18 protein-coding genes are annotated in these 19,360 nt (G+C 73.2%); 1 reads left to right on the top strand and 17 read right to left on the bottom strand.

Annotated features, from left to right (window positions below):
* Positions 1 to 113: 113 nt before the first annotated feature.
* Genes PKE99_RS03910 through PKE99_RS03890 form a run of 5 tightly spaced genes read right to left on the bottom strand, consistent with a single transcriptional unit; the run spans position 114 to position 6,850 of the window.
* Positions 114 to 1,481 (bottom strand): MmgE/PrpD family protein, encoded by a 1,368-nt coding sequence (locus PKE99_RS03910; RefSeq protein ID WP_051736676.1) that lies wholly within the window; start codon positions 1,479 to 1,481, stop codon positions 114 to 116.
* Positions 1,478 to 2,836, bottom strand: coding sequence for an MmgE/PrpD family protein (locus tag PKE99_RS03905; protein WP_037039927.1), 1,359 nt, complete (start codon positions 2,834 to 2,836; stop codon positions 1,478 to 1,480). Before PKE99_RS03905 ends, PKE99_RS03910 begins: the two co-directional genes overlap by 4 nt.
* On the bottom strand, positions 2,829 to 4,145 hold the full coding sequence (locus PKE99_RS03900) for an MFS transporter (RefSeq protein WP_051736675.1): 1,317 nt from the start codon (positions 4,143 to 4,145) through the stop codon (positions 2,829 to 2,831). Before PKE99_RS03900 ends, PKE99_RS03905 begins: the two co-directional genes overlap by 8 nt.
* A 28-nt stretch (positions 4,146 to 4,173) precedes the next feature.
* Entirely contained in the window at positions 4,174 to 5,544 is a 1,371-nt protein-coding gene (locus PKE99_RS03895) for an FAD-dependent oxidoreductase (RefSeq protein WP_037039924.1), read from the bottom strand.
* A gap of 28 nt (positions 5,545 to 5,572) precedes the next feature.
* Entirely contained in the window at positions 5,573 to 6,850 is a 1,278-nt protein-coding gene (locus PKE99_RS03890) for an MFS transporter (protein ID WP_037040378.1), read from the bottom strand.
* Between the two features lie 320 nt (positions 6,851 to 7,170).
* Here PKE99_RS03890 and PKE99_RS03885 point away from each other — a divergent pair, with 320 nt between their 5' ends.
* Positions 7,171 to 7,851, top strand: a complete 681-nt coding sequence (locus PKE99_RS03885; protein WP_051736674.1) for a GntR family transcriptional regulator — start codon at positions 7,171 to 7,173, stop codon at positions 7,849 to 7,851.
* A gap of 22 nt (positions 7,852 to 7,873) precedes the next feature.
* Here PKE99_RS03885 and PKE99_RS03880 read toward each other — a convergent pair whose 3' ends face one another.
* The 12 genes from PKE99_RS03880 to PKE99_RS03825 form a co-directional block, all read right to left on the bottom strand.
* Entirely contained in the window at positions 7,874 to 8,578 is a 705-nt protein-coding gene (locus PKE99_RS03880; RefSeq protein WP_197040421.1) for an isochorismatase family protein, read from the bottom strand.
* On the bottom strand, positions 8,575 to 9,978 hold the full coding sequence (locus PKE99_RS03875) for a dihydroorotase (RefSeq protein ID WP_051736673.1): 1,404 nt from the start codon (positions 9,976 to 9,978) through the stop codon (positions 8,575 to 8,577). Before PKE99_RS03875 ends, PKE99_RS03880 begins: the two co-directional genes overlap by 4 nt.
* A complete protein-coding gene (locus PKE99_RS03870) occupies positions 9,975 to 10,868 on the bottom strand; it encodes an isocitrate lyase/PEP mutase family protein (protein ID WP_037039921.1) in 894 nt (297 codons plus the stop codon). The genes PKE99_RS03875 and PKE99_RS03870 overlap by 4 nt, the downstream gene beginning before the upstream one ends.
* A gap of 114 nt (positions 10,869 to 10,982) precedes the next feature.
* Positions 10,983 to 11,732: an SDR family NAD(P)-dependent oxidoreductase gene (locus tag PKE99_RS03865; RefSeq protein ID WP_037039918.1), complete on the bottom strand. Its 750-nt coding sequence runs from the start codon at positions 11,730 to 11,732 to the stop codon at positions 10,983 to 10,985.
* The gene (locus tag PKE99_RS03860; RefSeq protein ID WP_051736672.1) at positions 11,729 to 12,472 is read right to left on the bottom strand and encodes an SDR family NAD(P)-dependent oxidoreductase; all 744 of its coding nucleotides are present in this window, start codon (positions 12,470 to 12,472) and stop codon (positions 11,729 to 11,731) included. The genes PKE99_RS03865 and PKE99_RS03860 overlap by 4 nt, the downstream gene beginning before the upstream one ends.
* Positions 12,469 to 13,566: an alkene reductase gene (locus PKE99_RS03855; protein ID WP_051736671.1), complete on the bottom strand. Its 1,098-nt coding sequence runs from the start codon at positions 13,564 to 13,566 to the stop codon at positions 12,469 to 12,471. Before PKE99_RS03855 ends, PKE99_RS03860 begins: the two co-directional genes overlap by 4 nt.
* On the bottom strand, positions 13,563 to 14,267 hold the full coding sequence (locus tag PKE99_RS03850) for a GntR family transcriptional regulator (protein ID WP_051736670.1): 705 nt from the start codon (positions 14,265 to 14,267) through the stop codon (positions 13,563 to 13,565). Before PKE99_RS03850 ends, PKE99_RS03855 begins: the two co-directional genes overlap by 4 nt.
* Positions 14,260 to 14,391, bottom strand: coding sequence for a hypothetical protein (locus tag PKE99_RS03845; protein WP_269322905.1), 132 nt, complete (start codon positions 14,389 to 14,391; stop codon positions 14,260 to 14,262). Before PKE99_RS03845 ends, PKE99_RS03850 begins: the two co-directional genes overlap by 8 nt.
* A gap of 35 nt (positions 14,392 to 14,426) precedes the next feature.
* A complete protein-coding gene (locus tag PKE99_RS03840) occupies positions 14,427 to 15,539 on the bottom strand; it encodes an NDMA-dependent alcohol dehydrogenase (RefSeq protein WP_037039912.1) in 1,113 nt (370 codons plus the stop codon).
* 28 nt (positions 15,540 to 15,567) lie between these two features.
* On the bottom strand, positions 15,568 to 16,635 hold the full coding sequence (locus PKE99_RS03835) for an ABC transporter permease (RefSeq protein ID WP_051736669.1): 1,068 nt from the start codon (positions 16,633 to 16,635) through the stop codon (positions 15,568 to 15,570).
* Complete coding sequence (locus PKE99_RS03830) at positions 16,632 to 18,167, bottom strand: sugar ABC transporter ATP-binding protein (RefSeq protein WP_037040359.1); 1,536 nt, start codon at positions 18,165 to 18,167, stop codon at positions 16,632 to 16,634. Before PKE99_RS03830 ends, PKE99_RS03835 begins: the two co-directional genes overlap by 4 nt.
* The gene (locus PKE99_RS03825) at positions 18,167 to 19,306 is read right to left on the bottom strand and encodes a sugar ABC transporter substrate-binding protein (RefSeq protein ID WP_051736667.1); all 1,140 of its coding nucleotides are present in this window, start codon (positions 19,304 to 19,306) and stop codon (positions 18,167 to 18,169) included. Before PKE99_RS03825 ends, PKE99_RS03830 begins: the two co-directional genes overlap by 1 nt.
* Positions 19,307 to 19,360 lie beyond the last annotated feature (54 nt).

The raw sequence follows: 19,360 nt of genomic DNA, 5'->3' as shown, positions 1-19,360 counted from the left end.
CCGCGGGCCCAGGCGCAGCTCGTCGTCGTCGGTGAGCAGTCCCGCACATCCCCGAGCACGGACCCTCGCGGGGAAGGGCCGTGCACCGCAGGGCGCGCTGAGGCCGCCCGCTTTCATCCCGCTTCGCTGACCAGCGAGCGCAGGGAGCCGAGATCGGGAAGGCCCGCATCCTTCACCTCCGCGGCGAAGCCCACGGACCAGGACGCCGGCAGCCCGGCGGCCTCGCAGTTGCCGAGGAACTTCTCGATCACCCGGTCCGCCGCCCACGGCCGACCGACGCCGCCGTCGACGTCGTCGATCGTGACGGTCCGGACGCTGCCGTCGGTCCACTCGACCTCGATCTCCGCCGGGAAGAGGGCCGGGTAGCCGGAGTCGGGCCAGATCTCCCAGTCCACCCGCGCGGCGACGGCGAGCACCTCGGCGTCCGGGGGTCCGACGAAATCGGACAGCAGCACCCGCCCACGGACCGCCTGCAGCGCGACGACGTACGGCAGGCTCCACCGGGCCTCGTCGGCCTGTCCCGGGGTCTGCTTGGCGGCCCACGGAAGGGCGATCACCGTCTCCTGGCCCTGCGGGACACGACAGAGGATCCGGTGGATCCGCCGGCACCCGCCGTCCGGCAGGCCGAGCGCCGCCACCGCCTCGACGAACGGGTGCAGGAAGTGGCAGCAGGGCACCCCCTTGAAGGCCGCGTCCGTCAGATACCACCGGGAGCCCAGATCACCGGAAAGATGGCGCAGCCGGTCCGCCGCCGACGGATCATCGGCGTACAGGCCGAAGAAGCCCCGGTCGCCCTCGAAGACGTCCCGGGCTCCCGTGATCCCGCCCTGTACGAGCTGCATCGCGGAGATCGCCGCCTGGGCGGCGATGCCGGCCTGGGCCGCCTTGCTCGACGCCCCGCGGCTGAGGAACGTGAAGTTCCCGGCGGAGAAGCTCGCGGCGACGGCGACGGCGTCGAGCAGACCCTCGCGGTCGAGGCCGGCGAGGAGGCCGACCGCAACGGCCCCGGCGACCGGCCCGGCGACCGAGGTGCCCTGGAAGCCGGCGCGCTGGAAACCGCTCGGGGCGGCGAGCCCGAGCCGGACGAGCACCTCCCATCCGGCAACGAAGGCGCGCACCACCTCCGGCGCCGCGGCCTTCCCGGCCTCGGCGGCGGCGAGCACCGCCGGGGCGAGGACGCTGCTGCCGTGCATCACCGCGCCGGTGTGGGTGTCGTCGTACTCGAGCGAGTGCACGAGGGTGCCGTTCACGAGCGCCGCGTCGGCCGGTGTCGTGCCGGTGGCCGCACCCAGCACTGTGCACGGCCCGTCCGGACGCGCGACGCCGAGGAGGCCCGACGCGGGCCCGAGCCGGGAGGCGGCCAGCCCGACCCCGAGGGCGTCGAGCAGGTGCAGCCGCGCGGCCTCCTCGACCCGTTCCGGCAGGTTCTCGGGCAGGTCGAGCACGCCGTCCACCAGGATCTCGGCGGTCGTGCGGGTCACCGGTCCCCCTCGGCGAGCAGGTCGTCCAGCAGCGGGCGCAGGGGTGCGTCGAGGGCGAGGCGGGTCGACGGATCGGTCAGGACCTGCACCCGACCCGCGAAGCCGGGGCGGAGGTCGCCGGTGAGTGTCCGGTACTTGGCGAGCAGCTCCTCGCGCGTGAGGGGACGGTCCGGCCCGCCCGACGCCGACAGGACCGTCTCCGTCCGGACGCGGCCGTCGGCGAAGCTCACGCGGACAGTGGCGGGCCGGTCGTGCGGCGGCGCGGGCGGATCGGACCACTCCTCGACGGCCACGAGCGACCGGAGCCGCGCCACGTCCGGGTCCCGCAGCGAGTCGCGGGAGAACACCGTGGCGGCGGTGTCCCGTGCAGCCAGCACGGTGGCGACGGCGTGGGGCAGGGAGAAGCGTCCGGCCAGCGTGGTCTCCGGTGCGGCGTTCCGCAGGGCGGCGGCCAGGGGATGCGCCCGGACGTCGATCCGCTCGACCTGCGCGCCCTCCGTCTCCGTCGCGATCAGCGCGGCGGCCTCGATGCTCGAGTGCAGGTACTGGCAGCAGGCGTACGGCTTCTGGTAGCCGTCCTGCACCGCGTACCGCTCCCCCAGGTCCTTGGTGAGCGCAGCCGGATCCGCGACGGCTCCGCCCACCCGGCCGAACACCTCGTCGAGCACTCCCGGGCTCGCGGTGAGCCCGGCCGCAGCCATGTCCATGGCGACGAAGCCGAGCTGCGCGCCGGCGCCGGCCCAGGCGTTGCGCACGGTCGCGCCCTCGGTGGCGTGCCCGAACGGTCCGGTCAGCGACATCGAGGCCGCGCCGAGCACGGCCCGGGAGAACTCCTCCACCGGCAGCCGGCGCGCGGCGGCCAACGCCGCCGCCGCGCCGATCGGCGACAGGGTCGCGTGCGGGTGGAGCACCAGCGGTAGCGGCGGCCGGTAGGCCCGCGCGATCCGCGTGACCACCTCGTACCCGACGACGACCGCGGTCAGGAGGTCGCCGAGGCTGCCGCCGGCCGCCTCCGTCTCGGCCAGCGCGGCCGGGAGGGTGTAGAGCGAGCCGTGACACGTCGCGGGGCGATACCCGCCGTCGAGCTCGGTCCAGTTGGCGGCCACGGCGTTCGCCAGCGCCGCCTTCCGACGATCGGCCCGCACACCGGGACGCCCCACCACGGACGCCTCCGGCGAGCCACCCGCCTGGGCGGAGACCGCCCGGACCTCGGGCTCGGCGTGGGCGCCGATCATCGCCGCGACGTCGTCGGCGACGATCGTGAGTGCCGTGCGCAGGACGGGCTCGGGCAGCCCCGCGGCGCCCGCGGCGGAGCGATCGGCGGCCCAGCCGAGCAGGTCGTCGAGCTCAGGCACTGCGCACCTCCACCTTCGCCGCCCGCTCCTGTGCCGCGTGCCGGCGGTGCGCACCCCAGGCGCAGCAGGCGGCGAGCAGCGACAGCGCCACGACGTACCAGGCCATCGCGGTGTTGCTGCCGGTCACGCTGTACAGCCAGGTGGCCAGGAACGGTGCCGTGCCTCCGACGATCGTCGTCGGGAGCGCGTAGCTCAGCGACGCCCCGGTGTAGCGCGTCCGGGCCGGGAACAGCTCGCTGTACACGGCCGGTTGGGGTGCGTAGGCGGCGGACTGGACGACGGCCAGCCCGAGCACCATCCCGAGCAGGATGATCCAGGACTCGCCGGTCTCGATCATGGCGAAGTACGGGAACACGAACAGCGCCGCGGCGACCGCCGCGATCGCGACCTGCCTGCGCAGGCCCACCTTGTCCGACAGCCAGCCGAAGACCGGGATCGACACGAGGTAGCAGACCGACACGATCGTCAGGTGGTTGATCGTCTCGCCCTTCGGCACACCGAGGGTGCCCGTGACGTAGGCCAGGGTGTAGGTGGCCACCGTGTAGTAGATCGCGTTGTTCGCGGCACCCAGCCCGGCGCCGAGCAGGACCGAGCGCCAGTCCTCGCGGAACACCTGGGCGATCGGGAGGGTCTCGACCTTGCCGGCGTGCGCCGTCTCGGCGAAGTCGGAGGACTCCGCCAGTCCGCGCCGGATCGCCAGCCCCACGACCACGATCACCACGCTGGCCAGGAAGGGTATCCGCCAGCCCCACTGCTCGAAGGCGTCGCCGCTGACCGCGGACGCGCCGGCGATCACCAGGCTGGCCAGCAGCAGCCCGGCGGGTGAGCCGATCTGCGTCGACGACCCGAACAGGCCCTTCCGCCGGGCGGGCGCGTTCTCGACGGACAGGAGTGCGGCGCCGCCCCACTCGCCGCCCAGGGCCACGCCCTGCGCGATCCGGCACAGCACGAGCAGCACCGGCGCCCAGACCCCGATCGAGGCGTAGGAGGGGATGCAGCCGATCAGCACCGTCGCCGCACCCATGATCAGCAAGGTGGTGATCAGCACGTTGCGCCGGCCGAGCCGGTCACCGAAGTGACCGAACAGGATGCTCCCGAGCGGGCGGGCGACGAACCCGACGGCGAAGGTCGCGAAGGCGGCGAGGGTACCGACCACACCCTCCTGGGTCGGGAAGAAGATCTTCCCGAACACCAGGGCGGCGGTCGTGCCGTAGATGAAGAAGTCGTACCACTCGAGGGTCGTCCCCACGAAGCTGCCGAGGGCGGCCCTGCGGGACTGTGGAGTGGCGGTGTGGGGGTGGCCGGACACAGGTCCTCCTCGTCGGATCGGGGTCGGGTCAGCGCGGGACGGCCGCGTGTCGGCCGGCGAGCATGCCGAGGCCGAGGGCCGCGAGCAGGCCGTTGCCCGACGAGTAGCCGGCGCCGCCCGCGCGCCCGCTCACGCCGGCGGCGACCCCGCCCACGGCGTACACACCGGCGATCGGGCCCGCCTGGCCGAGCACCCGCGCGTCGGCGTCGACCTGCACCCCGCCCTGGGTGTGGAACAGGGCGGGGATCGCCTTCACCGCCGCGTAGGGCGCGCGCAGCGGCCCGCGTCCCCAGGCGGACCGCCCGGCCGGGTCCGGGCGCTCCCCCGCCGCCGCGCCCCGGGCGGCGTCCAGGGTGCGGCCGAGCTCCGCCTCGTCGGCGCCGATCGCTGCCGCCAGCGCGGGGACGTCGGCCGCTTCCTTGACCCCGCCGGCGGCCAGCAGGTCGGCGAACTCCTCCTCGTGCGCGGCCACCGAGTCCCGGATGGAGGTGTCGAACACGACGTGCACGGGGCCCTCGGCACGTGCGACGTCGGCGGCGAAACCGGAGTAGCCGATCGACTCGTCGCCGATCCGGCGCCCCCGGGCGTCGACGACGATCCCGCCGTGTTCGACCGTGGTCCACGAGGTGATCGAGCCGTGCGGGCTCGCGACGGCGGCGTACCCCTGGAAGGCCTCCGCGTTGCCGAGCGTGGCCCCGAGGTCGAGCAGCCACCGGATCGCCTCGCCGGTGCTGCCGTGCGCACCGAGGTACTCCAGCCCCACGGCCTGCGGGGCGAACCGGGCGATCATGTCCGGGCTGGCCCCGAACCCGTTGGCGGCGAGCACGACCGCGCGGCAGCGCAGGGTGTAGGTGCCCGACCGACCGCCGGACACGACGACCCCGCGGACCATCCCGTCCTCCACCACGAGCCGCTCGACCGGCGAGTGCGTGAGGACCTCGACGTCCGCGGCCTTGCAGGCCCGCAGCAGGTCGGCGACGAGCGCCTGCCCCTTGCGGGACGGCGGGGCGTGCAGCCGCGGGACCGAGTGCCCGACGTGCTTGTAGTCCGTGATGAGCCGCAGGTCGATCGCATGCGTGCCGACCAGCCACTCGACCAGTCCCGCGCTCGCCGCGGCGAGCGTCCGGACGAGGTCCTCGGCGTCGTGCGGGCCGGACTGGCGGAGCAGGTCGGTGGCCAGCCGCTCGGCTGAGTCGTCGATGCCCGCCTCGCCCTGCCAGCGCGTCCCGGCGCCGGGCACGGACCCGGTGGACAGGGCGGTGTTCCCGCCCGCGCGCTCCTCCTTCTCCAGCACGACGGCGGTCGCGCCGCCGTCGGTCGCGGCGAGCGCGGCGGTGAGCCCGCCGCCGCCGCCTCCGACCACGACGACGTCGACATCCACTTCGGACTGCTCGGGCACGGGGGTCCTTCCTCGTTCCGGGTGCGGGTCAGCCGGTCCGCAGCGCGGTGCCGCGGGTCTCGGTGAGGGTCAGCGCGGTCCCCACGGTGACGACGGCGGCCGCCACCAGGAACCACGCGGGGGCCAGCGGGCTGCCGGTCAGGCCGAGCAGCCACAGACAGATCAGCGGCGCGGTGCCGCCCACCGCCATGCTGGCGAGGTTGAAGCCCAACGCGATGCCGGTGTAGCGGACCCGCGACGGGAACATCTCGGCGAACGTCGCGAAGACGACGCCCATCAGCGCGGACTCGGGCAGGCCGAGCACCACCTGCGCCAGGATGGCCGGCGCCAGGGCGCCGGCGTTCATGACGGCGAAGCACGGCACCGCGAGCACGCCGAACGCGATCGCCGCGACCAGGAGCACCGGTCGCCGGCCCCACCGGTCGGAGAGCTTGCCGAAGAACGGCATGGCCGCACACGACACGACCAGCGTGATCGTGGTCGACCAGAAGGCGGCGGCCGGGCTGAACCCGCCGGTCCGCTGCAGGTGCGTCGACGCGTACACGTAGGTGACGTAGTAGCCGGCGAACAGCAGCGTCGACAGGCCCAGGGTGCGCAGCAGGCCGGGCAGGTGCGCCCGGACGAGCTCGACGGCGGGCGCGGACGCCTCCCCCTCCCCCGCCTCGAGCTCCTCGTCGGAGACCGAGTCCTCGAGGCGGTACCGGATCCACAGACCCACCAGTCCCAGCGGCAGGCTGAGCAGGAACGGGATGCGCCAACCCCAAGCCGCGAGCTGCTCGGACGTGAGCACCGAGGTCAGGATCGTGACGGCGACGGACGCGAGCAACGCGCCCGACAGCGCCCCCAGCTGAACGGTGGAGCAGAGGAACCCGCGCCGGGCGGGCGGCGACTTCTCCGCGACGTACGCCGCGGCGCCGCCGACCTCGCCACCCGAGGCGATGCCCTGCACGCACCGCGCCGCCACCAGCAGGAACGCGGCCCCGACGCCGATCGCCGCGTACGTGGGAAGCACGCCGATCGCCACCGTGGCCGCGCACATCGACAGGATCGTCGCGGCGAGGATGCGCGAGCGGCCGAAGCGGTCGCCCAGGTGACCGAAGATGAGTCCGCCGAGGGGACGGAGGACGAAGGCCGCGGCGAAGGTCGCGAACGTGGCGAGCAGCGCCGTGGTGGGGTCGGTGCCGTTCGCGAAGAAGACGACCGAGAGCACCGTGGCGAGGTAGCCGTAGATGCCGAAGTCGTAGTACTCGACCACGGACCCGACCAGTCCGGCCGCCACGACCCTCCGGTCGATCGACTGCGGCACGGCAGCCGCGTCCACCTCCGCCCCGGAGTTCACCCCGGGACGCGCTCCGGAACCCGCTCGGCCCGCGAGGGACCGCTTGTCCGTTTCCACCGCCAGCACCTCCTTGTCCTGCCGGCCGCGGCTCTCCGCGGCTGGGTCATAGGCTGCGGCACGAGCTGACAACTGTCAACAGTTTGCGAGATGCGGTCTCCCTCGACCGCGGTCCGCAGCAGCTCAGTTACTATTCGATGTGTCGACAGTTCGAACCGATCGGCGATCGCGGCCCGAGGGGACGTCCACACGGACTGCCCGCCTCGCAGCGACCGCGGCGAGGAGACCCGGTGACCGAGCAGAACCGACCCGCCAAGCTGGGCCCCGTCGCGACCTTCGCGGGGCGCAGCCTGGAGGTCCTCCGCGACATGATCCTCGACGGCACCCTCTCCCCCGGTGAGCGACTCAACGAGGTGCACCTGTCGCAGGCGCTGGGGATCAGCCGCGGACCACTGCGCGAGGCCATCCAGCGCCTGGCCAGCGAGGGCCTGGTCGAGGCCGTGACCCATCGCGGCGTGTACGTGCGCTCCTTCTCCGCGCGTGAGCTCTCGGACTTCTACGAGCTGCGGATCGCCCTGGAGACGCACGCCGTGCGGCTCGCCGCCCGCTACGCCCCGCAGGAGCGGATCGACGAGCTCGGCCGGATGCTCGACGACACGGAGTCCAGCATGGGCTCGGACGCCACCGGCTCCTACCCCGCCGATCCCGACTTCCATGCCCGGCTGGCGCGGTTGGCGGCCAATCCTCCGCTGATCCAGGCCCTCACCGATGTCGGACGCAAGATCCAGCTGGCCCGGGCGCGCTCGGCCCACCAGCCCCGGCGCGCCCGTACCGCTCTCGACGAGCACAGGACGATCGTCGCGGCCCTGGACGACCGGGACGGCGACCACGCCGCCTCCCTCCTCGAGGCCCACCTCTCGAGCTCGTTGAACAGCGCCCTCGCCGTGCTGCGCGCGGCCGAGCCCGACTGAGCGCCCGGCCGCGCGGCACGGGTCAGGCCCGTGCGGGCAGCTCCGCCAGCGCGCCCAGCAGGGCGCCGGTGGTGGTCACGTCCGCGTACTTCTGGGCCATGTCGAAGAGGTTGACCTCGTGTACGACCGCGCTGCGGTCGTACACGGCGTCCGCCGGCACGCTGACCCGGAAGTTGTAGGAGAAGGCATCGGCCACGCTGGCCCGGACGCATCCCGAGGTGGTGCACCCGGTGACGACGAGCGAGTCGGCGCCGGTCTCCACCAGGTAGCTGGCGAGCGGCGTCCCGAAGAACGCGCTGGGGTGCCGCTTGGGCACCAGCACGTCGCCCTCGACAGGGGCCACCTCGGCCACGAACTCGTATCCCTTGGCCGGGATGTCCATGATCCCGGGGACCTTGGCCCCCAGCCGGCCCGCGTCGTAGGACTGCTTGGGCGCGACGTGCGGGTACAGGATCGGCCAGCCCTTCTCCCGGAAGGTCGCGACCAGCTCCGCGATCCGCTCCACCGCGGCCCAGCCGACCTCGCCGCAGCTGGTCGGGAACTCCTTGACCGCCTCCTCGAACGGCGCCGGGGTGGTGCCGACGGTGCGGTACTGCACGTCGATGATCAGCAGGGCGGGCCGGGCGCCCAGGCCGACGGGCTTGCCGAAGCCGGCCAGGTCGTAGTGACGCAGGGTGGTCTCGTCGATGACCCCCGCGCCGCCGACCGTCCACACGGGATCCGTCACACGAGCTCCTTCTGCGAGGCGAGCGCCGCGGCGCCGCCGTTGGTCCGGGACAGGTAGGTGCCGGTGGGTGTGTCGGCGAGCTCGCCGTCGCGCACCGCGAACCGCCCGCGGACGAGCGTGTGCACCACCTTCAGGGGGATCTCCCGGCCCTCCCACGGCGAGTACTCCGCCACGGAGTGCTGGGTCTCGGCGCGCACCGTGGTGGTCGCGTCGAGGTCGACGACGGCGAGGTCCGCGTCGGAGCCGACCCGGATCGTCCCCTTGCGCGGGAACAGCCCGAACAGCTGTGCCGCCCGCGTGCTCGTCGCGTCGACCAGGCGCTCGAGGTCGATGCCCCGGCGCAGGCCCTCACCGACCGTCGTCGGCAGGACGAGGCCGGTGCCGGGGAAGCCCGCCGACGCCGTCCAGATGTCCTTCTCCTTGGCGGTGCGGTGCCGGGAGTTGTGGTCGGAGCCGACGGTGTCGACGGCGCCCGTCCGGACGCCCTCCCACAGCGCCTCGACGTCCTCGGCGTGCCGGATGGGCGGGTTGACCTTGCCGTAGGTCCCGCAGTCGGCGTCCGTGGTGAGGGTGAGGTACTGGGTGCAGGTCTCGGTGAACAGGTTCGGGTACGCCGTCTGCTGCATCCCCATCGCGTCGAGCGCGGCCTTGCTGCTGGTGTGCACCGCGTAGACAGACGCGCCGGTCTGGCTCGCGAAGTAGGCGACGCGCTGCACCGCCTCGGCCTCCACGACCGGGGGGCGGCTGCGGTACCAGGCCTCGAGCGGCGGGATCGTCTCGTCCCGGGGCTGCTCACGCAGCTTCCACACCAGCTCGATGTTCTCCGGGTGCGGGCAGACGAGCGCACCCGCGTCCGCGGCGGTGCCCAACAGGTCGTACATGTACGCGTCGTCGTTGCCCGGCAGGCCGAGGTACTTGCCCTCGTCGCCGCGGAAGTTCATGAAGAACTTGAAGCTGGGTACGCCCAGCTCGCGTACGTAGTCCGGGATCGAGGCGACCTGCTCGTCCGTGCCGAGCACGAAGTGGAACCCGTAGTCGGTGTGCGAGTTGCCCGTCATCGCGGCGTCCGACTCGGCGAAGACCTTCTCGTAGGGGTCCGCGCTCATCAGGTAGATCAGCATCGTGGTGATGCCGCCCGCGACGGCCGAGGCCGTCTCGCGCTCGCCGTCCTCGGGATCGCGCGGCACCCGGATGTCCTTGCCCAGGTGCACGTGGGGGTCGATGCCGCCCGGCAGGACGACCTTGCCCGCGAGATCGAGCTCCTGGGCGGCCGCCACCTCGGCGTCCCGGGCCACCAGCCCGCTGATCACCCCGCCGGTCACGAGGACGTCGAGCTCCTGCAGGCCGGCGCCGTGCTGGAAGACGCGGCCCCCGCGCAGCCTCAGGTCGTGCGTGCTCACCGGACCCGCCTCCGTTCCGCGGTCGCTGCGTACCGCTCCTCGAGCCGGTCGAACTCGGGCTTGCGCACGAGCGCCTGCCGGTCCTCCCAGCTGATCATCAGGTGCCCCGCCTCCCGGGTGTCACCGTGCTTGCCGAGGTGCGCGAGGACCTCGCGCATCCCGACCACCGCACCGCGCATCGTGGCATTCGCGTACAGCGCCACCGCGAAGCCGAGCTCGCCGAGGGTCCTGCGGGGCAGCAGCGGGGTCCGGCCGCCCTCGACCATGTTGGCGATGTGCAGGCCCGGGACCTGCGTCGTGATGTACCGCATCTCGTCGGCGCTCTCCGGCGCTTCCACGAAGATCACGTCGGCGCCGGCGTCCCGGTAGGCGGCGGCCCGCTCGCAGGCGACCTCGAGGCCCTCGGACGCCCGGGCGTCGGTGCGCGCGACGATCAGCAGGTCGTCGTCGCGCCGGGCGTCGACGGCGGCCTGCACCTTGCCGACCATCTCCCCGAGCGACACGACCTCCTTGCCGGTGAAGTGCCCGCACTTCTTCGGGCTGATCTGGTCCTCGAGCTGGATCGCCGCGGCGCCGGCCCGCTCCAGCCTGCGCACCGCGCGCTGCACGTTGAGCGCGTTGCCGAAGCCGGTGTCGGCGTCGACCACGACCGGCAGGGCCACGACGTCGCAGATGGCCTCGACGTGTCCGCAGAGTTCGTCGAGGGTCAGGATGCCGTGGTCCGGCATCCCGAGGTAGGTGTTGGTCACGCCCGCGCCGGTCACGTAGACCGCGTCGAAGCCCGCGTCCTCCACCACCCGGGCCGTCAGGGCGTTCGCCGCACCCGGCAGCACCAACGGCCGGTCCGGCGCCCCGAGCAGGGCGCGCAGGGTTCGCGCCGGGGTGGTCATGGAACCTCCTGGAGGTCGATCGATCGTGCTCGTCCGGGGGCTTCAGTGCCCCCTGTCATCACTTTCTAACCTCAGCCTGCCAACTGTCAACAGTTTACGGCGGCAGGTGAGCGCTCAGCCCGGCACCCGGGCCAGCAGCCCGCCGTCGACCAGCACGGACGTGCCGGTGACGAAGGCCGCGTCGGGCGAGACCAGGTACGCGACGGCCCCCGCCACGTCGGCCGGGCTCCCCATCCGGCCCAGCGGTGCGGCCGCGGCCGCTCCCGCCGCGGCGGCGGCCGGGTCCTCCTGGGCGTCGAAGTACCCCTCGAGGTTGGGGGTCAGGATGAACCCCGGGCACACCGCGTTCACCCGGATGCCCACCGGGGCTCCGTCGAGCGCCATCGCCTTCGTCAGTGCGAGGACCGCACCCTTCGACGCGACGTACGCCGCGTCCTGCGGGAACGCCGCGAACGACGCCGTGGACGCCACGAGCACGATCGCGCCCCCTGCGGGGACCATCGCCGGCCAGAGGTGCCGGTTGAGACTGTGAATGCTGGTGAGGTTCACGTCGAGCTGGCGGTGCCACTGCTCGGCGGTGAGCTGGTCCAGCGCGCCGACCACCGTCTGGCCCGCCGCGTGCACCACCACGTCGGGTGGGCCGGTGCGCTCCAGCAGGCCGGGCAGCTCGGCGTCGACGGCGGCGGCGTCGGCCACGTCGAACGCCGCCGTCACGGCGCCGGGCCCGCAGTCCGCGGCCGCCTCCGCGAGCCGCTTCTCGTCCCGGCCGAGCAGCACGACCCGGGCGCCGTCGGCGGCCAGCCGCACGGCGACACCGCGACCGATGCCCGAGCTCGCTCCGGTCACGTAAGCGACCCCGCTCATGCGGGCCCCATCGGCAGGGCAGGCTCCCCGGCGGTCCAGCCACCGTCGACGGGCATGACCACCCCGGTCACCGCGGACGACGCGGACGAGGCCAGGAAGGCGATCACCCGGCCGATCTCCTCCGGCTCGAACATCCGCCCGAGGGGAACCCGCCGGGACACGGCGGCGTCGAGCTCGGGGGTCATCTGCTGCTTGGCCATCGGGGTGAGCGTGAAGCCGGGGCACACCGCGTTCACCCGGATCCCCACCTCCGCCCAGTCGATCGCCATCGACCGGGTCAACGCCGCGACCGCCCCCTTGGACGCCGAGTACGCGGACTGGTGCGGCAGGCAGACCAGCGCCGCCTGCGAGGCCACGTTGACGACGGCGCCCCGCGCCTCGGCGAGCGCGGGGTACAGCGCCTGGGCGGCGTGCACGATCCCGCCGACGTTGACCTCGTAGGTCCGCCGGAAGTCCGCGGGATCCGTCTTCTCGACCGGCAGGTTGTCGGTGATGATCCCGGCGCAGTTGACCAGCGCGTCGACCCGGCCGTGCTCGACGACGACCGCCTCGGCGGCGGCCTTCGTCGCCGCCGCGTCCGTCAGGTCGAGCGGGCCTGCCTCCTTCGTCCCGGAGAGGTCCCAGCCGACGACGGTCGCCCCCTGGTCGCGGAACACCTCCGCGGTGGAGGCACCGATGCCGGACGCGGCCCCGGTGATCACCACGACGCGCCCGTCGAACGGCGCCTCGATCATGCTCATGCGTCACTCCCCTGCTCTGGATCGGCGACAGCCGAGTGGGCGGGGTAGTCCACGTAGCCCGCGTCCCCCGGCGTGAAGAAGGTCGACTCGTCCCAGGCCGCACGCGGGAGGTTCTCGCGCCAGCGCCGGACGAGATCCGGGTTCGAGATGAACAGCCGCCCCACGCTCACCAGGTCGGCCTCCTCCCCGACCAGCGGCGCGACGTCGGCGAGCTCGCTGCCGCCGAGGTAGCCGGTGTTGAGGAGGTAGGTCGTGGGCCAGCGCCTGCGCAACTCGGTGTGGAGCGGGGAGGACCGCCTGCGCAGCGTGTGCAGGTAGGCGGGGCGCAGCGGCGCGAGGGCGTCGGCGAGCGCCATGTACGTGTCCTCGTTGCCCTTGTCGGCCATGTCGTTGAACTGGCCCCCGGGCGAGATCCGCACGCCCACGCGGTCGGCGCCGATCCGCTCGGCCACGGCCGCGGTCACCTCGACGACGAACCGCGCCCGCCCCTCCGGCGAGCCGCCCCAACGGTCGGTGCGCAGGTTGGTGCCCGGGGAGAGGAACTGGTGCAGCAGGTAGCCGTTCGCCGCGTGCAGCTCCACCCCGTCGAGGCCGGCCCGGGCGGCGCGGGCGGCGGCCGCCGCGAAGTCCTCGATCACCTGCCTGATCCCGGCCTCGTCGAGCGGCACGGGCTCGGGCGCGGGCACCATCACGCCGTCGGCGCGGGCCACGTCGAGCCGGGCGCGCACGGCACTCGGGGCCACCACCCGGGCGTCGGCCGGGATCAGGCTCTCGTGCGAGATCCGGCCGGTGTGCATGAGCTGGCAGAAGATCCGCCCGCCCGTGGCGTGCACCGCGTCGGCCACCCGGGCCCAGGCCTTCTCCTGGTCGTCGGTGTGCAGGCCGGGCGTCCCCGGATAGCCCTGCGCCGCGGCGCTCGGTTGGGTGCCCTCGGTGATGATCAGCCCGGCCCCCGCCCGCTGGGCGTAGTAGGTGGCCGCCGAGTCGGGCAGCACCCCCGCCACGTCCGCGCGGTTACGGGTCATCGGTGCCATCACCACTCGGTTCGCCAGCTCGATCCGCCCGAGCTTCCAGGGTTCGAAGATCGTGCTCATCCGGCCCTCCCGTCCGCGTACGTGGGTTGCAGCAGCGTCAGCGTGTTGCGCAGGGCCGCCCCGAGGTGGTCCCGCATGGCCTCGCGGGCGCCGCGGGCGTCGCGCGTGACCAGGGCCTCGACGAGCCGGTCGTGCTCGCCGACCGCCTCGACCGCGCGCGACCCGGTCGCCCCCGAGCGGGAGCGGGCCAGCCGCAGCTCGGCGTTGACCTGGGCGACGGCGCGGGCCAGCCGCTGGTTGCCGGCGAGCCGGACCACCAGGTCGTGCAGGTCGTGGGTGTCGAACACCCCCGACCGCCCGCTGCGTGCGACCTCCTCGCCCGCGGTCCGCGCGAGCCTGCGCAGCTCGGCGATCCCCGCCGCGTCGATCCGGCCGGCGGCCAGCTCGGCCGCCTCCGCCTCCAGGGCGATCCGGACCTCGAACAGTTCCCGGACCTCCTCCAGGTCGAGGGTCCGGACGAACGCCCCGCGGTGCGGCTCGACCGTCACCAGCCCGTGGTGCTCGAGCCGGCGCAGCGCCTCCCGGACCGGGCCGCGGCTGACCCCGTACGACCGGGCGATGTCCGCCTCGGACAGCCGGGCGCCCGGCGGGTGCTCGCCCTGGACGACCGCGTCGCGCAGCAGCGTCTCCACCCGGTCGGCCAGCGTGAGGTTGGTGCGGTCGATCGGCAGCGGCGCGACCGACGCCGTGCCGTCAGCCATGGAGGTCGACGCAGACGGTCTCGACGTCACGGGTCCGGATGCCGGCCGCGAGCCCGCGGCGGGTGTCGGTGTGCTGCACCGACCGGGCCGCGGGTCCGGTCGGGGTGTCGGTCACTCCAGTCATGCGTGGTTCCTGTTCGCGGAAGGGCGCGGAAGGGCTCAGTGCTGGTGGACGAGGACGCCGCGGATGTTGCGGCCCGCGTGCATGTCCTCGACCGCCTGGTTGATCTCCTCGAGGGAGTAGCGGCGGGTCACCAGCTCGTCGAGGCGCAGGACGCCGCTGCGGTAGAGCTCCAGCAGACCCGGGATGTCGGCGGTGGGGTTGCAGTCGCCGTACATCACGCCCTTGATGGACTTGGCGAAGTTGGTGAGGTCCTGCGGGCTCACCGCCAGGTGACGGTCCGACGAGCCGACGGACACCAGCACGCACCGCCCGGCCTTGCCGACGGCCGCGAACACGTCGCCGATGATGTCGCCGTCCACCCGCCCGACGGTCACGATCCCGACGTTCACGCCCTGCCCGTTCGTGAGCTGGTCGATCAGCGGCCGGGCCTCGGCGATCGAGCCGAACGCGGCGGTGGCGCCGAAGTCCTCGGCCCGCTCCTGCTTGTACGGCACCGGATCCACGACGATCACGTGCGCGGCACCGGCGATCCGGGCGCCCTGCACGGCGTTCGCGCCGACGCCGCCGAGCCCGGCGACCAGCACGACGTCCCCGGGGCGGACCGGACCGCCGTTGACCGCGGCGCCGAAGCCCGTGGCCACGCCGCAGGAGACCAGGCAGGCCAGCTCGAACGGGATGTCGTCCGGTACCTTCACGGCCTGGTTCTCGTGGCAGACCAGGTAGTTCGCGAAGGTGCCCAGCCGCGTGACGCCGCCGACGTCCGTGCCGTCCGTCGCATGGAAGCGAGCCGTGCCGTCCATCGCGCGGCCGTGCTCCATGCCCGCGCCGTTGTCGCAGATGTACTGCTGGCCCCGCGCGCAGTAGCGGCACTTGCCGCAGGCCGGGATGAACAGGGTGGCGACGTGGTCGCCCACCTCGACCTTGGTGACCCCCGGCCCAACGGCCTCGACGATCCCCGCGCCCTCGTGCCCGCCGACCATCGGCAGCGTGACGGCCAGGTCGCCGGTGACGAAGTGGTCGTCGGAGTGGCACAGCCCGCTGGTCATGACCTTGATCCGGACCTCGTGGTCGCGCGGCTCGTCGAGCTCGAGGTCCTGGACCTCCCACTTCGCGCCGATCTCGTGGATGACGGCTCCGCGTGCCTTCACTGTGGTGCTCCTTGGAGAAGAGTGGTGATCACGCTGCGGCGGCCTCGGCGCGCCGCTTGCGCTCGCCGCGGTTGCGCACGAGCGTGGACAGGACGACCGCGATGACCAGCGCGCCGCCGTAGAAGAGCTGCTGTACGTACTGCTGGGCACCGAGGAGCTGCAGCCCGGTGATGCCGGTGACCAGGAAGTACACCGCGATCAACGTGCCCCAGGGGTTGAACCGACCGATGCGCAGGACGGTCGAGCCGAGGAAGCAGGCCGCGAAGGCCGGGAGCAGGAACGACGCACCGGACACGGGGTCGGCGCTGGCCGTGGTGCCCGCGTACACGACGCCGGCGAGGCCCGCGAAGCCGGCCGAGATGACGAGCGAGCGCCAGCGCAGCCGCGAGACGTTCACGCCGTTGAGCCGGGCCACGTCGTGGCTCTGTCCCACGAACAGCAGCCGCTGCCCGAACGCGGTGTGGTCGAAGACGTACCAGGCGATCACGACCAGCGCCAGCGCGTAGAAGAAGCCGATCGGGATGCCGAGGAACGGCTGGAAGAGCACCGCGTCCGACAGCGTCCGGTCGACGCCGCTGATCGTCGCCGAGTTCGAGAGCAGGTAGACCAGTCCCTGCACGACGGTGCCCATACCGAGGGTCACGATGAACGGGTTGATGTCGAAGGCCGTGACGATGAGCCCGTTGATCACGCCGACGAGCAGGCTCGCGGCGATCGCGACCAGGACGGACCACCCGATGCCCCAGCCCTGCTGCACGTTGAGCACCGCGACGACGACGGTCGCCAGGTTCAGCGTGGCCGCCACCGAGAGGTCGTAGTCGCCGGCCCGCAGCGGGTAGAGCAGGCCGATCGCCAGGATCAGCAGCACGACCTGCGAGGACAGCATGTTGGAGACGTTGGCCGCGGTCGGGAAGGTCTGCGGCACGACGAGGCTGAAGGCCACGATCAGCACGGCCCACACGCCGAGGAGGGCGAACCGCTCCGGCTCTGCGGGTGCCTTGCGCTTCCTGCGGGCGGAGGGGGCGGGAGCGGCCGACGCCCGGACCGCCTCCTTCTCCTTCTCCTGCTGTGCCTTCTTCTCCTCCGTGGCACTCATGATGCCTCCTCCGCGTAGACCGCGGACGCCAGGACGTCCTTGGTGATGTTCGATCCGGTGATCTCGGCGCTGATCCGGCCGCCGTCGAGCACGAGCACCCGATCGGCCATCTCCACCAGCTGCTCGTAGTCCGATGTCGCGCAGAGCACCGCCATGCCCTGCGCCACGGCCTCCCTGATGAGCACGAAGATCTCGCGACGGGCGCCGACGTCCACGCCCTGGGTGGGCTCGGCGAGCAGCATCACCTGCGGGTCGGTGTCCATCCACTTGCCCAGCAGTGCCTTCTGCTGGTTGCCGCCGGACAGGTGCCCGAACATCGCCTGCGGATTGGCCGGGACCACGCCGAGCCGGTCGCAGGTGTCCTGCACCTGCCGGGCGAGGCCCTTCCAGTCGACCCGCCACCCGCGCGCCCGACCGGCGAGGAAGGGCAACGAGACGTTCTCCAGGACCGACAGGCCCAGCGCGCCCCCCTGCCCCTTGCGGTCGGCCGGGATGAGCACCACCCCGGCCTCCATCGACCGCGCCGGTGTGGGCCTCGTGATCGCCCGGCCGGCGTGCTCGATCCGCCCGGCCGCGGCGTGCCGCGCCCCGAACAGCAGGTCGGGGAGCTCCTCGAAGCCGGAGCCGGCCAGCCCGGTGACCCCGACCACCTCGCCCGCGAACAGGTCCAGGTCGAGGTCGCGGACGCGGTTCCCCCGGAGTCCGCGCGCCGACAGCAGCGCGGGCCGGTCGGTGCGGACCGCCGCGTCGCCCTTGGGGACGTGCTCGTCACGGGCGCCGAGGATGAGCTGCACCAGGTCGTCGCGGGTGGCGCCGGCGGTGGAGCGCGTGCCGGCGGTGCGCCCGTTGCGGAACACGGTGACCCGGTCGGTGACCTCGAGGATCTCGTCGAGGTCGTGCGAGACGAGCAGCACCGCGTCGCCCCGGTCCCGCAGCCGGCGGAGCAGGGCGAACAGCAGGCCCACCTCGTGGCGTGGCAGGAACACCGTCGGCTCGTCGAGGATGAGGATCTGCCCGCCGCCGCTGCCCGAGCGCAGCTCCTGGGAGCCGACGGCCCGGACCACCGCGACCATCGCCCGCTGCACCGGGGTGAGCGTGTCGATGGCGGCGCCCGGGTCGACGTCGATCTCGAAGCGTTCCAGGAGTTCGGTGACGCGGCGGCGCTCGGCCTTCCAGTTCACCCGGCTCCAGCCCGGGGCGTCGCCCCCGGAGTCCAGGGCCATGTGCTCCAGGACGGTTCCCGCGCCGGCCAGCCCGAGGTCCTGGTGCACGAAGCCCAGGCCGTGGTCGCGCAGACCGCGGGCCCCGAACGGGCTGCGCACCGTCGTCCCGGCGACGGTCACGGTGCCGCCGTCGGCATCGTGGAAGCCGGCCAGGATCTTGATCAGGGTGGACTTGCCGGAACCGTTGGCCCCGAGCAGCCCGTGGACCTCGCCGGGCCGGACGTCCAGGTCGACCCCGCGCAGCGCGGGGACGCCGTTGAACGCCTTGGTCAGGCCGGTGACACCCAACAGCGGCGCGGGAGTGGTCATCAGGCCAGGCCCCACATCTTGAGGAACGCGGGGCCGTACTCGTCGCCGAAGCCCTTGCCGCTCTGCGGCGGCGTGCCCGTCTCGGCCACGTTGGAGGCGTCGATGACACGCAGCGGGCCGGACTCCGCGGCCACCGGCTCGGCCCCGAGCATCGCCCGGAACGCGACGTCGATGTTCACGTACGCGACCCAGTCCGGGTTCTCGGCGGCGTCCATCGCGACCTGGCCGTCCTGCACCATCTTCAGGATCGACGGAGTGCCGTTGAAGGTGTAGATCGGCACGCTGCGGCCGCCCGCGGCCTGCTTGATGCCGGGCGCGGCGTAGAGCGCCATCGAGTCGTAGATCGGCAGGACGGCGTTGATGTTCGGGTTCTTCAGCAGCGCCGACTGCACCTGGCTCTGGATCTGCTGCGACCACTGCGGCACCGCGACGTTGATCACCTCGGCGCCCGACCCGGCCGGCGCCTCGTCGGCCAGGGCCTTCTGCATCGTGTCGACCATGCCCTTGGCCGGGCCCGTCTCCGACGACTGGATGATCAGGGCGTGCACGGGCGCGCCCTTCTGCCCGGCGACCGCGGCGAGCGCCATCAGGTGGGCGGCGTCGTTGAACGGCGCGAAGGCCTCGTACTTCAGCCCCGGGGTGACCGGGCTGCCCTTGTCCGAGATGTGCAGCGGCACCACCGGGATGCCGGCCTTCGTCGCGGCGTCGATCTGCGGCCCCAGGGTCGAGGGCAGCGGTCCGTTCAGCAGGATCGCCGCGGCGCCCGCGTTGATTGCCTGGGCGATCCCCTGCTGGTAGGAGGTCTGGGTCCCGTCCGAGGGGAAGGTCACGAGGGTGACGCCGGCCTTCTCGGCCACACCCCGCATCGCCTGCTCACCGGCCTGGTAGAACTCGGCCTTGCTGTCGATCGGGATGCTGTAGATCGTCTTGCCCCGCAGGGAGCTGACGTCGATCGCGGGACCCAGGTCCTCCGTGCCCGGGACCGCCTTGGCGGCGTCGACGGTCTGCTGCGCGGCCTGCGCCTTCTGGGTGCCCTCGGGCGTGACCGCGGTGCTGGTGCTGCCTCCGCCCCCGCAACCGGCCAGCAGGCCGAGTGAGGTCGCAGCGACGAGCGCGACGGCGAGCTTCGTGATGCGCATGGGTGGGTTCTCCAATGAGGACGCGGCGCGGGGTGCGCCGGAGGTCGAGTCGGT

The sequence above is a fragment of the Pseudonocardia halophobica genome, from assembly GCF_027922425.1.
In the GTDB taxonomy this organism is placed as follows: Bacteria; Actinomycetota; Actinomycetes; order Mycobacteriales; family Pseudonocardiaceae; genus Pseudonocardia; species Pseudonocardia halophobica.
This window is presented reverse-complemented; position numbering and strand designations above follow the sequence as displayed.